The 17,004-nt window shown below is 44.6% G+C and carries 14 protein-coding genes and 1 tRNA gene; all 15 read right to left on the bottom strand.

What is annotated here, in order from left to right:
- Entirely contained in the window at positions 1-270 is a 270-nt protein-coding gene (locus ACSLBF_RS04680; protein ID WP_440055443.1) for a K+/H+ antiporter subunit F, read from the bottom strand.
- Positions 264-800 (bottom strand): Na+/H+ antiporter subunit E, encoded by a 537-nt coding sequence (locus ACSLBF_RS04675; protein WP_440055442.1) that lies wholly within the window; start codon positions 798-800, stop codon positions 264-266. The genes ACSLBF_RS04680 and ACSLBF_RS04675 overlap by 7 nt, the downstream gene beginning before the upstream one ends.
- A complete protein-coding gene (locus ACSLBF_RS04670; protein ID WP_440055441.1) occupies positions 797-2,314 on the bottom strand; it encodes a monovalent cation/H+ antiporter subunit D in 1,518 nt (505 codons plus the stop codon). The genes ACSLBF_RS04675 and ACSLBF_RS04670 overlap by 4 nt, the downstream gene beginning before the upstream one ends.
- Entirely contained in the window at positions 2,311-2,658 is a 348-nt protein-coding gene (locus ACSLBF_RS04665; RefSeq protein WP_440055440.1) for a Na+/H+ antiporter subunit C, read from the bottom strand. The genes ACSLBF_RS04670 and ACSLBF_RS04665 overlap by 4 nt, the downstream gene beginning before the upstream one ends.
- Positions 2,658-5,450 carry a monovalent cation/H+ antiporter subunit A gene (locus ACSLBF_RS04660; RefSeq protein WP_440055439.1) on the bottom strand — a complete coding sequence of 931 codons (2,793 nt, stop codon included), beginning with the start codon at positions 5,448-5,450 and terminating at the stop codon, positions 2,658-2,660. The genes ACSLBF_RS04665 and ACSLBF_RS04660 overlap by 1 nt, the downstream gene beginning before the upstream one ends.
- Before the next feature lie 202 nt (positions 5,451-5,652).
- Positions 5,653-6,786 (bottom strand): hypothetical protein, encoded by a 1,134-nt coding sequence (locus ACSLBF_RS04655; protein ID WP_440055438.1) that lies wholly within the window; start codon positions 6,784-6,786, stop codon positions 5,653-5,655.
- Positions 6,767-7,654 (bottom strand): lipoprotein NlpI, encoded by an 888-nt coding sequence (gene nlpI / locus ACSLBF_RS04650; protein ID WP_440055437.1) that lies wholly within the window; start codon positions 7,652-7,654, stop codon positions 6,767-6,769. Before nlpI ends, ACSLBF_RS04655 begins: the two co-directional genes overlap by 20 nt.
- Before the next feature lie 99 nt (positions 7,655-7,753).
- Entirely contained in the window at positions 7,754-9,880 is a 2,127-nt protein-coding gene (gene pnp, locus ACSLBF_RS04645; protein ID WP_440055436.1) for a polyribonucleotide nucleotidyltransferase, read from the bottom strand.
- 237 nt (positions 9,881-10,117) lie between these two features.
- Positions 10,118-10,387: a 30S ribosomal protein S15 gene (rpsO, locus tag ACSLBF_RS04640; protein ID WP_440055435.1), complete on the bottom strand. Its 270-nt coding sequence runs from the start codon at positions 10,385-10,387 to the stop codon at positions 10,118-10,120.
- Positions 10,388-10,513: 126 nt separating this feature from the next.
- Positions 10,514-11,449: a tRNA pseudouridine(55) synthase TruB gene (gene truB, locus ACSLBF_RS04635; RefSeq protein ID WP_440055434.1), complete on the bottom strand. Its 936-nt coding sequence runs from the start codon at positions 11,447-11,449 to the stop codon at positions 10,514-10,516.
- The gene (gene rbfA / locus ACSLBF_RS04630; protein WP_440055433.1) at positions 11,449-11,853 is read right to left on the bottom strand and encodes a 30S ribosome-binding factor RbfA; all 405 of its coding nucleotides are present in this window, start codon (positions 11,851-11,853) and stop codon (positions 11,449-11,451) included. The genes truB and rbfA overlap by 1 nt, the downstream gene beginning before the upstream one ends.
- A gap of 95 nt (positions 11,854-11,948) precedes the next feature.
- On the bottom strand, positions 11,949-14,639 hold the full coding sequence (gene infB, locus ACSLBF_RS04625; RefSeq protein ID WP_440055432.1) for a translation initiation factor IF-2: 2,691 nt from the start codon (positions 14,637-14,639) through the stop codon (positions 11,949-11,951).
- 26 nt (positions 14,640-14,665) lie between these two features.
- A complete protein-coding gene (gene nusA, locus ACSLBF_RS04620) occupies positions 14,666-16,165 on the bottom strand; it encodes a transcription termination factor NusA (RefSeq protein ID WP_440055431.1) in 1,500 nt (499 codons plus the stop codon).
- Between the two features lie 40 nt (positions 16,166-16,205).
- Entirely contained in the window at positions 16,206-16,661 is a 456-nt protein-coding gene (rimP, locus tag ACSLBF_RS04615; RefSeq protein WP_440055430.1) for a ribosome maturation factor RimP, read from the bottom strand.
- A gap of 251 nt (positions 16,662-16,912) precedes the next feature.
- Positions 16,913-16,989, bottom strand: a tRNA-Met gene (locus ACSLBF_RS04610).
- Positions 16,990-17,004 lie beyond the last annotated feature (15 nt).

Genomic DNA, 17,004 nt, shown 5'->3' with positions numbered 1-17,004 from the left:
TTACTCTATTATGTCGCCGCGTAGCAAGTATTTACAAACTGCAACCGTACTGACAAAACCCAACATAGCGATAAGCAATGCCGCTTCAAAGTACAATGCAGTGCCCATACTCATACCATATAAAATGATCAGAGCAATGGTGTTAATGTACATGGTGTCCAACGCCAAAATACGGTCAGGTATTGAAGGCCCCATCACTAAGCGCCATAGGTTAAGCAGTAATGAGATCCCAATCATCGCAAAGACGATTAAAATAACGATTTCTAACATTCAAAAATCTCCTTCAATGGCTGCTCATAACGAGATTTGACCGTGTCAATTAGCGCCTGCTCATCTTGTAAATCCAACACATGGATTAACAGGTACTTACGCCCTTTAGGCTCACCTTGTTTGACAGTTTCTGGCCACGGATAAACTTCTGCACTCACCGTTCCAGGTGTCAATGACACCGTACTTGCCAAAATCGTGATTGGCATCGCTTGATCTATATCCAAAGGCACTTTGACAAAGCCTGGCCTTAACTTTCTGGTTGGTCCTAGGATTTTTATCGCCACTTCAATATTTGCAGTAATAATGTCATACAACACCAATAACAGATGAGTAAATGCACGCCATGGCTTAATGATCAATGGCTGCTTGGTTCTAAACCGATAGGTGATCAATGGGATAATAATGGCCAATAACGCAGCTAAAATTAAATGTCCTGCAGACACACTGTTATTCAACAGCAACCAAACCGTAAAGAGTAACAGGCTTCTAAAAGGCGTTGGCAACCACTTAAATCTCGCTTCTAATCTCATTGTCCGGCCCCTCCTAGCACCTTGCTTGTCATGTCTGAAAAGTCATGTAGGGAAGTTGCAGCAGACATAGCATAGTCGGTCAGTTGACCTGCAAAAATGACCATCATCGGTGCACACAGCACAAGACTAAGTACCGCAATAATTTGCGCCGGATGTACTCTCTCATCGCTGGTTGACTCAGCTTTACCCGTGTGATGCCAAAACACCGTGCTGCCCGCTTTAGAAACACTGACTAGCACAGCAAAACTCACTAGTAGATATACGGCCCAAAACCATTGTGAGTGAGGGCTGTCCAGTGTTGACTTTAATATCCATACTTTGCCGACAAAACCAGATAACGGCGGCATGCCAATCACTGCAATTGCAGCAATTGCAAACCCTATACCTAACAAAACAGGCTGGGCAACAGGACGACCTGCGGTAATACGATCTGCCACCTTACCTCGTTGCTTGCCAATCAAATCAGCCAATAAAAACAACGCAGCCGCTATGACCGTCGAATGAACTAAATAATAGATAGCAGCAGCACTACTATTTACTGTTTGTACAGCAACTAACGCAACCAAGGTCCCGACAGAAACTATCACCAAGTTAGCTGAGAGCTTTCGCAGATCTTGACTTGCTAATACGCCTAAACCACCAATTAAAATGGTTGCCAGAGCTAACCACCACAACCACTCTTGTGCCATATGGCTTAGTTCGCCAGCTTGGTCACCAAAAATTAAAGTGTAAACACGCATCATGGAGTACACACCAACTTTTGTCATAATCGCAAATAGCGCAGCAACAACCGGCATTGCAGTGGCGTAAGTATTAGGTAACCAAAGATGCAATGGCAGTAATGCACCTTTCAAAGCAAATACGACGAGTAATAACAGACCACCAATTTTAGCGAGGAAAACGTCATCGCCTTGTAGGAACATGATTTTCTGCGCCATATCCGCCATATTCAAGGTGCCTAATACACCGTACAGAATGCCCAGCGCCAACAAGAATACCGCGGAACCAACCAAGTTCATGATTACATATTGCAATGAAGCACGGGTATTGTGTTTATCGCCGCCATGCATTAGCAAGGCATACGATGCAATGAGTAACACTTCAAAGAACACAAATAAGTTAAATGCATCGCCAGTCATAAAGGCCCCATTTACGCCCATGAGCAAAAAATGTAGCAATGGGTGAAAAAAGCTGCCCTTTTCGTCATCTCCAGCACAGGAATATAAAGCACAGGCAAAGCCTAACAAACCTGTCAAACTGACTAACAGAGTAGACAGCTGATCAGCAACCAAAACAATACCAAAGGGGGCTTGCCAGTTTCCTATGGCGTAAACCACTATCCCCGCTTGTTTGACCTGAAAAATTGTGAGCAAACTAGCAACTAAGGTCAGCAGTGCCATCAACACCGAGACTTTGCGTCTGATCTTTAAGTTTTTACCACATGGTGGCATCAACAAAATCACCCCTGCTAACATAGGCAGGAGTATGGGCAGAGAAATCAAATGCTGGATCATGCTTTACCCTTTTTTGTTTTATCAGGAACAATGCCATTGACGTGGTCGTTACCTAAGTCCGCACGCCCACGGATAGCTAAAATCACCACAAATGCAGTCATCGCAAAACCAATTACTATCGCCGTTAATACCAAAGCTTGGGGTAATGGATCAGCGTAATCCGCTGAATAGCCAAGCACTGCGGCCTTATTTAAAGTCAGTCTACCGGATGCGAATAAGAACAGGTTTACGGCATAAGACAGCATGGTTAACCCTAACACCACAGGAAATGTCCTAGCTCGTAAAATTAAGAAAACACCGCAAGCTACTAATAAGCCTACGCATGACGCATAAAGCACTTCCATTAAATATTTACCTCTTCTTTTGGTGCATTGGCGGTCACTTTACCTAGACTCGCCAAAATCATCAGCGTCGCGCCAACTACCGTAACGTATACGCCAAGATCAAATGCAATGGCACTTGCCAGCTCAATCTTACCCACTATTGGCAGATCAAAATATTCAAACCATGAAGTGAGGAAGGGTCTGCCAAAGAGCCAACTTCCCACACCTGTAGCAAGCGCGATAGCGATGCCTGACGCGATAATCTTTCGATAATTCACATCAAAACGTTCGGCTATCCAGTGACTACCGTGCGCAATGTATTGAAGAATGAAGGCGATGGATGTAATAAGACCGGCAATAAAGCCTCCTCCTGGTAGATTGTGACCACGCAAGAAGATATACACCGATACCAATAGCGCTAGCGGCAGCAGGCTTTGAGAGATACTAGCAAGCAGTAATGGATAACGCTCTTTTGCCCATGGACGACCTTCGCTGTCACTGCCTGGCATAAATAATGGCAAGTTAATCAGTAACTTATAAATACCCAGTGCCGCGATACCTAACACGGTAATTTCACCCATGGTATCAAAGCCACGGAAGTCAACGAGGATAACGTTCACCACGTTGGTGCCTCCCCCACCGACTTTTGCGTTAGCAATAAAGAAGTCAGAAATACTTTCTAACGGACGGGTGATCAACGCATAACACACACTGCCAATCACAATACCGATTGCGGAGGCAATACCTAAGTCTCTCAATACTCGAATAGAACTAGACTCTTTTGGCGTACGCTGCGGTAAAAAGAACAGCGCCAACATCAACAAGATGATTGTCACCACTTCAACGGTTAACTGCGTCAATGCCAAATCTGGTGCGGAGAAACGCGTAAATGCTACTGAGACCATCAATCCAACCACTGAAATCATCAATAAAGCAACCATACGAGTACGATGCCAAATAACGGTGCCGATTGCGCCAATCATCATTAACCCGGCACCAATCGCATTGTGCACATCAATCGGTGTCGGTTCACTATTACCAACGAGTTGAGACATCTCAAATAGCGGCCAACCTGCACTCAGAAGCACAACTAAAAACATCAGCATCAAATAACGCTGTAAAGAGCCGTTTTCAATGGCATTAATACGCGTTCGACTCCAACTCACCACACTATACATAGTGCGCTCAAAGGTCTTTTTCGCATTGAGTGGAGGTAACGATGCTTGAAACTGGAATAAGAACTTACGCTGGGTGTAAATCAGTAAACCACCACTCACCGCTAAGCCACTCATTAACAGTGGTAAATTTAGGCCGTGCCAGATAGAGATTTGAAATACTGGCGCTACATCGCCAAGCACTGCAGACGAAGCGGCTTTCAACATGCCATCGACAATAAAGTTCGGGAACATACCAACCACGAGACACAATGCAACCAAAATTTCGATTGGGAAACGCATATATCGCGGTGCTTCGTGCGGCTCTTTTGGTAAATCAATCGGGTCACCATTAAAGAACACGTCATGAATAAACCGTGCCGAGTAGGCAACTGAGAAAGCGCCGGCTACGGTGGCTAAGACAGGGATCAACCAAGACATCGAACCCAGTAGTTGCTGATGTAGAGTTTCTGCAAAGAACATTTCTTTGGACAAGAAACCATTTAACAGTGGAACCCCTGCCATCGCCGAAGCCGCAACCATCGCAAGGGTTGCGGTGTAAGGCATAAATCGCCACATACCATTTAATTTACGCATGTCACGGGTGCCCGTTTCATGGTCAATGATCCCCGTAGCCATAAATAAAGACGCCTTAAACGTCGCGTGGTTAATAATATGGAAGATGGCCGCAACCGTTGCCAACTCGGTATCAAGACCAAGTAACAAGGTGATTAAGCCCAAGTGACTTACGGTTGAAAACGCCAACAAACCTTTTAAATCATGTTTAAACAGCGCAATGTATGCGCCAACAAGCAAGGTAGCAAGGCCCGTTAACCCCACCATAATGAACCATAATTCAGTACCAGCAAGCGCCGGATAGAATCTAGCAAGTAGGAATATCCCTGCTTTAACCATGGTCGCAGAGTGTAAGTAAGCACTAACAGGCGTTGGTGCCGCCATGGCATGAGGTAGCCAAAAGTGGAACGGAAACTGTGCTGATTTAGTAAAAGCGCCTAACAGCACTAATACCAGTGCGACTTCATACAGTGCGTGTTCTTGGATAAGTTCACGACTGGCGAGAATGACATCAAGGTTATAGGTGCCAACAATATCACCGATCAGCATTAAACCTGCTAGCAATGCCAAACCACCACCGCCAGTTATCGCCAGCGCCATTTTGGCGCCTTTTCTCGCCTCTGACTTATGCCACCAATAGCTAATTAACAAAAACGAACTAATGCTGGTAAGCTCCCAAAATAACCAGAGTTGAAGCACATTGTTGGACATCACAATACCAAGCATTGCGGTCATAAATAGCATCAAATATGAATAAAGTCGTGGCATAGAGTCTTTCTGACTCAAGTAATAACGGGCATAGAAGATAATCAACATGCCAATGCCTAGGATCATAAAGACAAATAGCAGAGCTAACCCATCAAGCCTAAAGGCTAAGTTGATATCGAGTAAGGGGATCCACTCATAACTGAAACGAATTGTTTCCCCAGAGAAGATCGCCGAAGCATGGCTAATGGCAATGGCAAGTGCCACTGCGGGCGCAATTAAGGTTAATGCAGTCGATTGGTTACGAGAAAGTTTTCCCGTAAAAGCACAAAGTAAACTGCCCAGTAAGGATAGCAAGGGTATCCATATCAAAGTCATAAATGAAACCTTTTTTCTGCGTCTTTATGGCTCGGGTGAGCATTTATAATAACCCCATACTTTCAATAGTTTGGGGACACGCTTTTTTCGCACGTACATAGTCCTTGTTATACTTGATTAGGGTTTTGCTTGTCTAGAGGTTCACTTTCTACCTGATGTTATTTTAGACAAGCTTAACAAACTATTCAGATTAAGTTCAAAACTATTCAGCGCTTTTAACTCTACCTTCAACGTATTGAAAGTCTTGATGAAGTAATTTTAGCCACATTCTACGATAAGACTTAGGTAAAATAGCAGATTGATATTCCAGTAATGTGAATGAGGAAACAGGCTTAAACGACGGTAATTGCCCAAACTGACAGGTCCGGCTTGGAGACCATCCATTTGGCGGTGTGTGTCCTACATACAAGTTAGGCGCTTTAATGCCTTCACTTGCACACAACCACTTCGCTTTACTTTCTGGTACTGGATATTCATCTTCAAACCCAAAAAAATGCATCAGTTCATGTACAAATGTGTCGTAATTGCTGTTTAGCGAGAGTGTCATAGTTGAGTGTAACACATTGGCGTTACCTTCATTAGCCATTAATAGCTTAAAGTCTGACTTTGGTAACGAATTACCAGACGGTAGCTGACAATATGCAAAACCCTGCTTGGTACTACAAGCTAACTGCTCGGCAAGGTAAATGGGTGGAGATAAACAAAACGCTTTGGACTTGGGTTCAGGCTGACGTTGATATGCTTCTCTGAGTCGATTAAGCGCCCGCACGCCATCATAATTGTTTGCATAAAGCGAAAGTGTGTAGTGACAGCCTTCAGGGTAACTAACGGAGTCCCTGCCTAATAACAAAAAGGGTTCAGCAAGTGTAGCTGCACTCTTATCTAATGATTTACCTAAGCTCATATTAAGCAGGGTCAGTGCCTTTTTTGTTACCGGTGCGGAAAATTCAACTTTTACTTGTTCAATCAAAGAAATAGCATGGTGCTCTATCATCAAATTGAGCAGTGTCTGTTGTTGGGGTTTGGAAGCACTTTGCCAAGTTTGGCTAAGATAGAGTTCCGCTCGAGCGAAGTCTTTTTGTTTAATCAGCCGCGTCAACTGCTCTTGCAAAAACCTACTTTCTTGCAAAGTTAGTAATGCCTTTAGTTGTTGCTTGGTAAGCTCTTCTGGATTGATGGTGAGGTTTTGTTGTAACTGATAATAAACGGTTGGGGTGTGGTAGATAAGCTGCCATAAATGCTGTGGTGATAAATGCAGATATAATGAGCTACTGCCGTGCAGTAGCCCACTAACAATAACCAGCCCTAAAAACTTGCTAGCTAGCGCCTTGCTCATTGCGCTGCTGTACCAGTAGGTCTAGCTCTAAACGGGCATATTTATGTTCAACAAACTCATAGACGTTTGTCGACAGCGCCAATTTAAAATAGTCGATGGCAATATCAAGTTGACCTGCCGCTTGATATTGTTTGGCCAAATAAAAGTAGGCTTCACATAATCGCTGAGCATATTCCTCTTGGTTTGCAACACCATCTGCAATTTGTGCCAAAAACGCTTGTTCTGACAGCTTGCCCAAATACAGATCAACTAATTGCGAAGACCACTCTTTTGGGTCTAGCGCCTGACTATTGCGCAACAGTGTTTGCTTGGCCTGTTGAGGGTCAATTTGAACTTGGGCTAGATATAGCCACATAGCGCGATAAGCATCTTGTGGAGAGCGCGCGAGAAACTGCTGAAAATCATTTGCCGCCAAGTTTGGACGTTCACCGTAATACAGGGCGATACCACGATTCAAATAAGCGTATTCATGCTGCTCATTTAGCTCTAACACAGAGTCAAACAACTCATAAGCTCGGCCGTAGTTTTGCTCTAAAGTTTGATGGATACCCAAGAAATTATAGACTTCAGCTAGATCGGGCTTTAGCTTTGCCGCTCGATTAAAGTCGATGCGCGCAAGCGTTGATAACCCGATGCTGTCATAGAGCATACCACGGTTGTAGTACAGCTGAGCACGCTGCTCTTCGGTTACTTCGGTTTGGAGTAACAACTCGCTATATCTTGCGATGGCTATTTCATTTCTGAAGTTAGCTTGTAAAGGCACGGCAAAAGGCACATTTAATAGGCTTTGCGGTGGCTTTTGCGGCGTTGTTTCACACCCTATTAATCCCAAAAAGATAAAAGGCGCAATAATCTTGGCTAACTTCATTTCCTTCCTCAACAATACTACTTTCTATGTCCAGCATTAAAGCATAAAAAAAGGGGCTATTCAGCCCCTTTCTCTATTCTCACAGCATTTGCAACGCGATTACTCAGCGTTACCTTCAGCTGGTGCATCCGCTTTCTTTTCTTGCGCTTCTTTGATGCTTAGACGTACACGGCCTTGACGGTCTACTTCTAGCACTTTTACTTGTACGTCTTGGCCAACAGATAGGTGATCAGCAACGTTATTTACGCGCTCTTCACTGATCTGTGAAATATGAACTAGGCCATCTTTACCAGGAAGTACATTAACAAACGCACCGAAATCAACGATACGGTTTACTTTACCAGCGTAGATTTTACCTACTTCAAGCTCAGCAGTTAGTGCTTCAATACGTGCAATTGCTGCTTGTGCGCTGTTGCCGTTTGTCGCTGCAATCTTGATAGTACCATCATCTTCGATTTCGATCGTTGTATCTGTTTCTTCAGTAAGCTGACGGATAGTTGCGCCACCTTTACCAATAACATCAGCAATCTTCTTCGAAGGAATTTGCATGGTATAGATACGCGGTGCGAATTCAGAAAGTTCTTCTGAAGGTGATGCAATCGCTTGGTCCATTACATTTAGAATGTGTAGACGTGCCGCTTTCGCTTGGCGAAGTGCAATTTGCATGATCTCTTTTGTGATACCTTCAATCTTGATATCCATTTGTAGTGCAGTTACACCGTTTGATGTACCCGCTACTTTAAAGTCCATGTCACCTAAGTGGTCTTCGTCACCAAGGATGTCAGAAAGTACTACAAAGTCGTCACCTTCTTTCACTAGACCCATCGCGATACCAGCTACAGAAGCTTTAACTGGTACACCTGCGTTCATCAGAGCAAGTGAAGTACCACATACAGACGCCATTGATGAAGAGCCGTTTGATTCTGTGATTTCTGAAACCACACGTACTGAGTACGGGAATTCAGCAAGCGTTGGCATGACTGCTGCAATACCACGCTTAGCAAGGTTACCGTGGCCGATTTCACGACGCTTAGGTGAACCAACAAAACCTGTCTCGCCCACACAGAACGGAGGGAAGTTATAGTGCAGCATAAAGTGATGCTTGTGAGTACCAGTTAGGTCATCTAGCATCTGTGCGTCACGCTCTGTACCAAGCGTTGCAGTGACAAGTGCTTGCGTTTCACCACGAGTAAAGATAGCAGAACCGTGAGTACGTGGAAGTACACCCGTCATTACGTCAAGTGCACGAACCATATCTGGTTCACGACCGTCAATACGCTTTTCACCAGCGATGATGCGGCTACGTACGATTTTTTTCTCTAGTGAGCTGAATGTTTTACCAACAACTTGCTCGTCAAGAGATTCGTCTTCGCCAAGCTCAGCTGAAAGCTTTTCAATTACTTCCGCTTTTGCTTCTGAGAGTGCTTCTTTACGAGCTACTTTGTCTGTAATACGGTAAGCATCACCTACTTTTTGCTCTGCAATTGCAGCTACTTTTTCAGCAAGTGTGATGTCTTTTTCAGGTGCAGCCCAGTCCCAAGCTGGCTTGCCAGCTTCTGCGCGGAATTCTTCAACCGCTTTGATAATCGCTTGAGATTGCTCATGGCCGTAAACTACTGCACCAAGCATTTCTTCTTCAGACAGCACTTGTGCTTCTGACTCAACCATCAATACTGCATTGTCAGTACCTGCAACAACTAGGTCTAGTTTACTGTTCTCTAGCTCTTTAAGTGTTGGGTTAAGAACGTATTGACCATCAATATAACCAACACGAGATGCGCCTAGTGGACCATTAAATGGAATACCAGAAATTGCTAGTGCTGCAGATGTACCAATCATAGCAACGATATCTGGTTGAATTTCAGGGTTTACTGAAACAACAGTCGCGATAACTTGTACTTCATTTACAAAGCCGTCTGGAAATAGAGGGCGAATTGGACGGTCGATTAGACGAGCGATTAGTGTTTCACCATCTGAAGGACGACCTTCGCGCTTAAGGAAACCACCTGGGATACGACCCGCTGCATACATTTTTTCTTGGTAGTTAACAGTTAGAGGGAAGAAGTCTTGGCCTGCTGCAGCTTCTCTTCTACCTACCACTGTTACTAATACTGAAGTATCGCCGATGCTAGCTAATACTGCACCATCGGCCTGACGCGCAATGGCGCCAGTTTCTAGAGTCACGGTATGTTGACCTAGTTGAAATTCTTTAATAATTGCTTGCACAAATATATTCCTTAAATAATAAAAAGTTTTAGCGTGCCAAGTGCAACCAATTACAGTCTTAAACAAACTCGTGACTCGACGAATTCATTTAAGCACTACAATTGGCAGTCAAATTGACACTTCGTTTAGCCTAGACGCTAAACGCCAGTAAGTATACTGATAGTACACCTACAAAAAAAGGGGCTAAGTAGCCCCTTTTTCGCTATCGGATAAAAATCCAACAGAAAATCAAAAATATTAGCGACGTAGGCCAAGCTCTTTGATTAGTGCAGCGTAACGCTCTACGTTTTTACCTTTTAGGTAGTCAAGTAGGTTACGACGTTGGCTAACTTTACGAAGCAGACCACGACGTGAGTGGAAGTCTTGCTTGTGATCAGCAAAGTGACCTTGTAGCTTGTTGATATCAGCAGTTAGAAGTGCAACTTGTACTTCTGGTGAACCAGTGTCACCCTCTGAACGAGCGAATTTTGCTACGATTTCTGCTTTTTCTTTATTGCTTAGTGACATAATAACTCCAAAATAATTTAAGTAATGTTTCAGCCGATCACTAATTCAGCCAAAACGGAAGCGGGCGGATTATATCAGCAATCCCGACCGCTGGAAAGGAAAACCTAAATGCAACTAACCATGATGCTACTGAGCGGAAGAAAGCGCTCTTTTTGCCTTCAGGTGCCCGTGTTGATTGCGCTCACCAATGCCAACAAATTGACCATCGGCAACAACTTTCACTATGCCTTCAGGGACCTCAGCCAGTGTTACAACTTGACCATGCCCGAAAGCAATCCCCTGCTCTCGGGAAATTTCAACCACTGGCAAATCGACCAGCGCGGTGTCCATCGGTAATAGCAGTTCGTCAAGTAACGCGGAAGGCGCTAAGTCTTGCGACTTTGCTTGCTGTAGCTTCTCTTCCAACTCTTCCAACGTAATCATTTTGTCGCTTGGATAGTGACCAACTTCGCTGCGATGCAACATGATCACATGTGCGCCACAACCAAGTTTTTCACCTAGGTCGTCAACAATGGTGCGAATATAAGTGCCTTTTGACACATGCACTGTCATCTGGATCTGCTGAGTTTGCTCGTCGTACTCATCAAGTGTAATGCGGTATACGTTAATTTTTCTGCATTTCCGCGGAACTTCAATGCCTTCTCTTGCGTATTTGTAGAGTGGCTGTCCTTGGTACTTCAATGCTGAATACATCGATGGATATTGATCTGACTCGCCCAAAAAGCTTGCGACTTCTTGTTCTAACTGTGCTTGGGTAATCACTACCGGGCGCTCTTCTACCACTTCGCCATCAGAGTCCGATGTTGTGGTGCGAACACCAAGTTGAGCACGAACTACGTAAGTCTTATCGGTATCGAGTAAAAACTGAGTAAACTTAGTCGCCTCACCAAAACAGATTGGCAACATGCCTGTTGCTAATGGATCGAGCGCACCGGTATGACCCGCTTTTTGAGCAAAGAAAATACCTTTAGCTTGTTGCAGCGCTTTGTTAGAAGAAATACCTTGCGGCTTATTTAACAATAAAATGCCATCAATTGGACGGCCTTTACTACGACGCGCCATTAGTTTTCCTCTTGGTTCTCATCCTCTGATGACTCACCACGCTTAGTTTTGTCTTCACGAATAACTGAGTCAACTAGGTTGGAAATACGCATCCCTTCCATCAACGAGTTGTCGAGCACAAATCTAAGCTCAGGCATGATACGCGCGCGAATACGTTTGCCAAGTAAAGAACGAATGTATCCCGTTGCGTCGTTTAAGATTGCAACGCTTTGCTTCGTTTTATCTTCATCCTGCGTGTTCATGACAGTCATAAAGATTTTTGCGTAAGAAAGGTCTCTAGATACCTCAACCGCAGATACGGTTACCATACCTAACCTAGGATCTTTAATTTCACGCTGCACGATCACAGCGATCTCTTTTTGGATTTGCTGGGCAAATCGGTCAGTACGAGAAAATTCTCTCATTTTCACCACTTAATTAAATGCTATAACTATGGATATTCTAACAGATCACAAATGGGGGCAAACGCCCCCATTGCTAATATTTTAAACGCTAAATGTTAAAGTGAACGTTCAACTTGTACCGTTTCAAATACTTCGATCTGGTCGCCAACTTTAACGTCATTATAGTTCTTAACACCGATACCACATTCCATACCGCTACGAACTTCCTGAACGTCATCTTTAAAGCGACGTAGTGACTCTAGTTCACCTTCATAGATTACCACATTTTCACGTAGTACGCGGATTGGCGCGCTACGCTTAACGATACCTTCGGTAACCATACAACCAGCAACAGCACCGATTTTAGGCGACTTAAACACGTCACGAACTTCAGCAAGACCAATGATCTCTTGCTTAAATTCTGGTGCAAGCATACCGGTCATCGCTTGTTTAACTTCTTCGATCAGGTCGTAGATTACGCTGTAGTAACGAAGGTCAAGGTTCTCATTTTCGATAACTTTACGTGCTGAAGCGTCGGCACGAACGTTAAAGCCTACAATGATTGCATTTGAAGCAGCAGCAAGCGTTGCGTCTGTTTCAGTAATACCACCAACACCTGAGCCGACAATCTTCACTTTAACTTCATCTGTAGACAATTTAGTCAATGAATCCGAAATTGCTTCAATTGAACCCTGAACGTCTGCTTTCAGTACGATGTTAACCTCAGACACATCACCTTCGGTCATATTCGAGAACATGTTCTCTAGTTTCGCCTTCTGCTGACGCGCTAGCTTCACTTCACGGTATTTACCTTGACGATACAACGCAACTTCACGCGCTTTACGTTCATCACGTACTACGGTTGCTTCATCACCAGCCGCAGGAACACCTGACAGGCCTAGGATCTCTACAGGAATTGAAGGACCCGCTTCTTTGATGTCTTTACCGTTTTCGTCTTTCATTGCACGAACACGGCCGTATTCTAGACCACAAAGTACGATATCGCCTTGGTTTAGAGTACCTGATTGAACCAATACTGATGCAATTGGACCACGACCTTTATCTAGACGAGATTCGATAACCACACCTGATGCCATCCCTTCTTTCGAAGCTTGTAGCTCAAGTAGTTCAGACTGCATTAGAATAGCTTCAAGTAGGTCGTCGATACCAAGACCGGTTTTCGCTGAGATATGAACAAACTGAGTATCACCGCCCCAATCTTCTGGAATAACGTCAAGTTGAGCAAGCTCGTTCTTAACGCGATCCGGGTCAATACCCTCTTTATCCATTTTGTTCACAGCAACGATTAGCGGAACTTCAGCAGCCTTGGCGTGTTGTACCGCTTCTTTAGTCTGCGGCATTACACCATCGTCAGCTGCAACTACTAGCACTACGATATCCGTTGCTTTCGCACCACGAGCACGCATTGACGTAAACGCTGCGTGTCCAGGAGTATCTAGGAAAGTGATCATGCCACCTTCGGTTTCAACGTGATATGCACCGATGTGCTGGGTAATACCACCGGCTTCGCCGTCGGCAACTTTCGCTTTACGAATGTAGTCAAGGGTTGACGTCTTACCGTGGTCAACGTGACCCATAACGGTAACAACTGGTGCGCGAGGCTCTAGTGAACCTTCTTCGTTACGATCACTTAGTACTTTTTCTTCTAGCTCGTTTTCTTTCACTAGAATAACTTTGTGACCCATTTCTTCAGCAACGAGTTGTGCAGTTTCTTGATCGATAACTTGGTTAATTGTCACCATGTCACCCATCTTCATCATGGTTTTCACCACTTCTGCACCTTTAACTGCCATACGTGAAGCAAGCTCTGCTACAGTGATGGTTTCACTAATACGCACTTCTTGTTTTACTTCAGCTGCTGGCTTTTGGAAACCATGTTGCAATGACGTTGGTGCTTTTAGCTTACCTTTTTTGCCTTTCAGCTTTTTCAGGTTTGCTTCAGCGGCTTCATCTTTGGCGCTTGGCTTTCTTTTCTTCTTACGACGAGCGCTTTTTTCTTCACGCGCATCTGATTCATCTTCTGCTTCACGAGCATAAGCTGATGTTGTTAGGTGGTGATCCGCAGTCTCTTCGCGACGACGACGTTCCTCTTCTTCAGCTTTCCAGCGAGCTTCGTTTTCTTCTGCTAAGCGACGAGCTTCTTCTGCTTGACGTTTTGCTTCTTCTTCGGCTTTCTTAAGTGCTGCCGCTTCTGCTTCTAAGCGCAGACGCTCAGCTTCTTGACGTTCTTTCTCTTGTTGCGCGCTATCCACTTCTTTACTCTGCTTATCTTTGGCTTGACGTTCAGCATCAGCTTTACGCTTTGCCTCTTCTTTAGCTTTGCGCTCTGCTTCCTCTTTGGCTTTACGTTCTGCTTCCTCGCGCGCTTTGCGCTCCGCTTCTTCTTTTGCCTGAGCCTCAGCTTGTTGCTGGGCTTTTAACTCTGCTTCGTTGCGCGCAGCTTCCTCTGCAGCTAAGCGTTCTTGCTCTTTTTGCTGCTCGATTGCGCTCTTTTTAACGTAAGTGCGCTTTTTACGGACCTCAACTTGCACAGACTTTGCTTTACCTGATGAACTAGACACACTCAGTGTGCTTTTACTCTTACGCTGCAAAGTCATGCGTTCTGGGCCTTCAGAACCAGTACCACCGTGCTGTTTACTAAGGTGATCGAGCAATTTAGCTTTCTCATTCTCAGTGACGTGTTCGCCATCAGCTTTAGTAATACCGGCGTCTTTTAACTGCTGTAGTAATTTATCAACAGTTGTACCAATACTCTCGGCTAGTTGTTCAATGCTCACTTCTGCCATATGTTACGTTACCTCCCGTTAATAAATTACTCTTCGCTAAACCAACAGATATTACGCGCCGCCATGATTAGCTCACCGGCTTGTTCTTCTGAAAGTTCAGTTATTTCTACTAAATCATCAATTCCCTGTTCAGCAAGATCTTCCAGCGTTACAACGCCTTTGCTTGCCATCACATAAGCAGTGTGACGATCTAGACCTTCTAAACCAAGCAGATCGTCTGCAGGTTCAGCGTTCTCTAGACTCTCTTCGTCACGCAGTGCTTTCGTCGTTAGCGCATCTTTAGCACGCTTACGAAGTTCCTCAACTGTCTCTTCATCAAGACCGTCGATTTCTAAAAACTCAGCGACAGGGACATAAGCAACTTCTTCTAACGTCGAAAAACCTTCGTTGATAAGTAGAGTTGCAAAGTCATCATCGATGTCTAAGTTTTCAGTGAAAAGGTTAACCAGCTTGTCAGACTCTTCTGCGTTTTTACGCTCCATGTCTTCAACCGTCATTACATTTAGCTCCCAACCGGTAAGTTGGCTTGCTAAACGAACGTTCTGACCGTTACGACCAATCGCTTGAGCTAGGTTATCTGCTTCAACCGCAATTTCCATTGTACGCGTATCTTCATCCATTACGATAGAAGCTACTTCCGCTGGCGCCATTGCGTTAATTACGAACTGTGCAGGATTATCATCGTAAAGCACGATATCTACACGCTCACCACCTAGTTCAGTCGAAACCGCTTGCACACGAGCGCCACGCATACCTACACAAGCGCCAACAGGGTCGATACGCTTGTCGTTAGATTTTACCGCGATTTTCGCACGAGAACCTGGATCGCGTGCTGCGCCTTTAAGCTCGATCATTTCCTCACCGATTTCTGGTACTTCGATACGGAATAGTTCCATCAGCATTTCAGGCTTTGAACGCGTTACAAATAATTGTGCGCCACGTGCTTCGGGCTTTACGTCATACAGTAAACCGCGAACACGGTCACCGGGTCTGAAGCTTTCACGCGGTAACATATCTTCACGGTAAATAACCGCTTCAGCATTGTTACCAAGATCAATCACAATGGCATCACGAGTGGCTTTTTTCACCACACCGGTAACCAACTCACCTTGTTGATCCTTATAAGCGTCAACCACCAATGCACGCTCAGCTTCACGTACTTTTTGTACGATAACTTGCTTAGCCATTTGCGTAGTAATACGGTCAAACTTAATTGATTCGATTTGCTCTTCTACATAGTCGCCTAATTGAATTTCAGGCTCTTCAATCTGAGCTGCTTCAATGGTGATTTCTGCATAAGGGTTTTCCAAAGAACCATCTTCTTGAGGCTCAACCACTCTCCAGCGACGAAACGTGTCGTATTCACCCGTTTTGCGATCAATTGCAACGCGAACTTCAATGTCACCGTCATGTTTCTTCTTGGTTGCTGTCGCTAGTGCGAACTCTAATGCTTCAAAAATCTTTTCTCTTGGGACTGCTTTCTCATTGGAAACAGCTTCTGCTACCAATAAAATCTCTTTTGCCATAAATAATGCCTCGCCTTGCCCTTGTCCTTCGCACCGAAAGTTAGAATTTTGCGATGATATTTGCACGTTCGATGTTGCTGATCATCAGGATACATTCCTGACCATCCACTTTTAACGTGATCATATCGCCATTAACTGATACTAGATCGCCTTTAAAATTACGACGACCCTCTTGAGGAAGCTTGGTACGTAACCTAACTTCTTCACCTACTGCATTTTCATAATGAGCTTGTTTGAATAATGGTCTATCAACACCAGGAGAAGAAACTTCCAAATTGTATTCGTTCGTAATGGGATCTTCGACATCCATAATTGCACTGATCTGACGACTAACATCAGCACAGTTGTCAACATTGATGCCATTTTCATGGTCGATATACACCCGTAAAGTGGAATGACGACCAGCTTGTACAAACTCAAGACCTAGTAGCTCAAAGCCACATGCCTCAACGGCAGGCTCCAACATCTCGGTCAATTCTTGCTCGAGTTTTGTCACAAAATTCCTCCATACAAACAAAAAAAGGGCTGAAAGCCCCAAAATAATAGCTGCTTGCTATCGGGCTAAGGCATAACCTCGTGCCAGATACAACAACGCCCCGGACCAAGCGGGGCGTCACACTAAAAACAAACTGTGTGGCCAAAGGCCGTGCTTGGTTGCGGGCTTGTCAGCCTAATTAAGCTAGCGCCTAAACGCAAAACGCGCATTACAAGGAATGCGCGGCATCAAAGAAAATTCATTCTTTAATTTGGTTGCGGGAGCCGGATTTGAACCGACGACCTTCGGGTTATGAGCCCGACGAGCTACCAGGCTGCTCCATCCCGCGCCAATAACAGCACAA

The sequence above is a fragment of the Pseudoalteromonas sp. T1lg65 genome (genome assembly GCF_051930985.1).
Taxonomy (GTDB): domain Bacteria; phylum Pseudomonadota; class Gammaproteobacteria; order Enterobacterales; family Alteromonadaceae; genus Pseudoalteromonas.
Note: the sequence above shows the minus strand (reverse complement) of the source record. Positions and strands in the feature narration are given on the sequence as shown.

Coding starts and splice junctions, on each gene's coding strand:
- ACSLBF_RS04680 (WP_440055443.1), bottom strand. CDS start 270: ATGTTAGAAATCGTTATTTTAATCGTCTTTGCGATGATTGGGATCTCA.
- ACSLBF_RS04675 (WP_440055442.1), bottom strand. CDS start 800: ATGAGATTAGAAGCGAGATTTAAGTGGTTGCCAACGCCTTTTAGAAGC.
- ACSLBF_RS04670 (WP_440055441.1), bottom strand. CDS start 2,314: ATGATCCAGCATTTGATTTCTCTGCCCATACTCCTGCCTATGTTAGCA.
- ACSLBF_RS04665 (WP_440055440.1), bottom strand. CDS start 2,658: ATGGAAGTGCTTTATGCGTCATGCGTAGGCTTATTAGTAGCTTGCGGT.
- ACSLBF_RS04660 (WP_440055439.1), bottom strand. CDS start 5,450: ATGACTTTGATATGGATACCCTTGCTATCCTTACTGGGCAGTTTACTT.
- ACSLBF_RS04655 (WP_440055438.1), bottom strand. CDS start 6,786: ATGAGCAAGGCGCTAGCTAGCAAGTTTTTAGGGCTGGTTATTGTTAGT.
- nlpI (WP_440055437.1), bottom strand. CDS start 7,654: ATGAAGTTAGCCAAGATTATTGCGCCTTTTATCTTTTTGGGATTAATA.
- rpsO (WP_440055435.1), bottom strand. CDS start 10,387: ATGTCACTAAGCAATAAAGAAAAAGCAGAAATCGTAGCAAAATTCGCT.
- truB (WP_440055434.1), bottom strand. CDS start 11,449: ATGGCGCGTCGTAGTAAAGGCCGTCCAATTGATGGCATTTTATTGTTA.
- rbfA (WP_440055433.1), bottom strand. CDS start 11,853: ATGAGAGAATTTTCTCGTACTGACCGATTTGCCCAGCAAATCCAAAAA.
- infB (WP_440055432.1), bottom strand. CDS start 14,639: ATGGCAGAAGTGAGCATTGAACAACTAGCCGAGAGTATTGGTACAACT.
- nusA (WP_440055431.1), bottom strand. CDS start 16,165: ATGGCAAAAGAGATTTTATTGGTAGCAGAAGCTGTTTCCAATGAGAAA.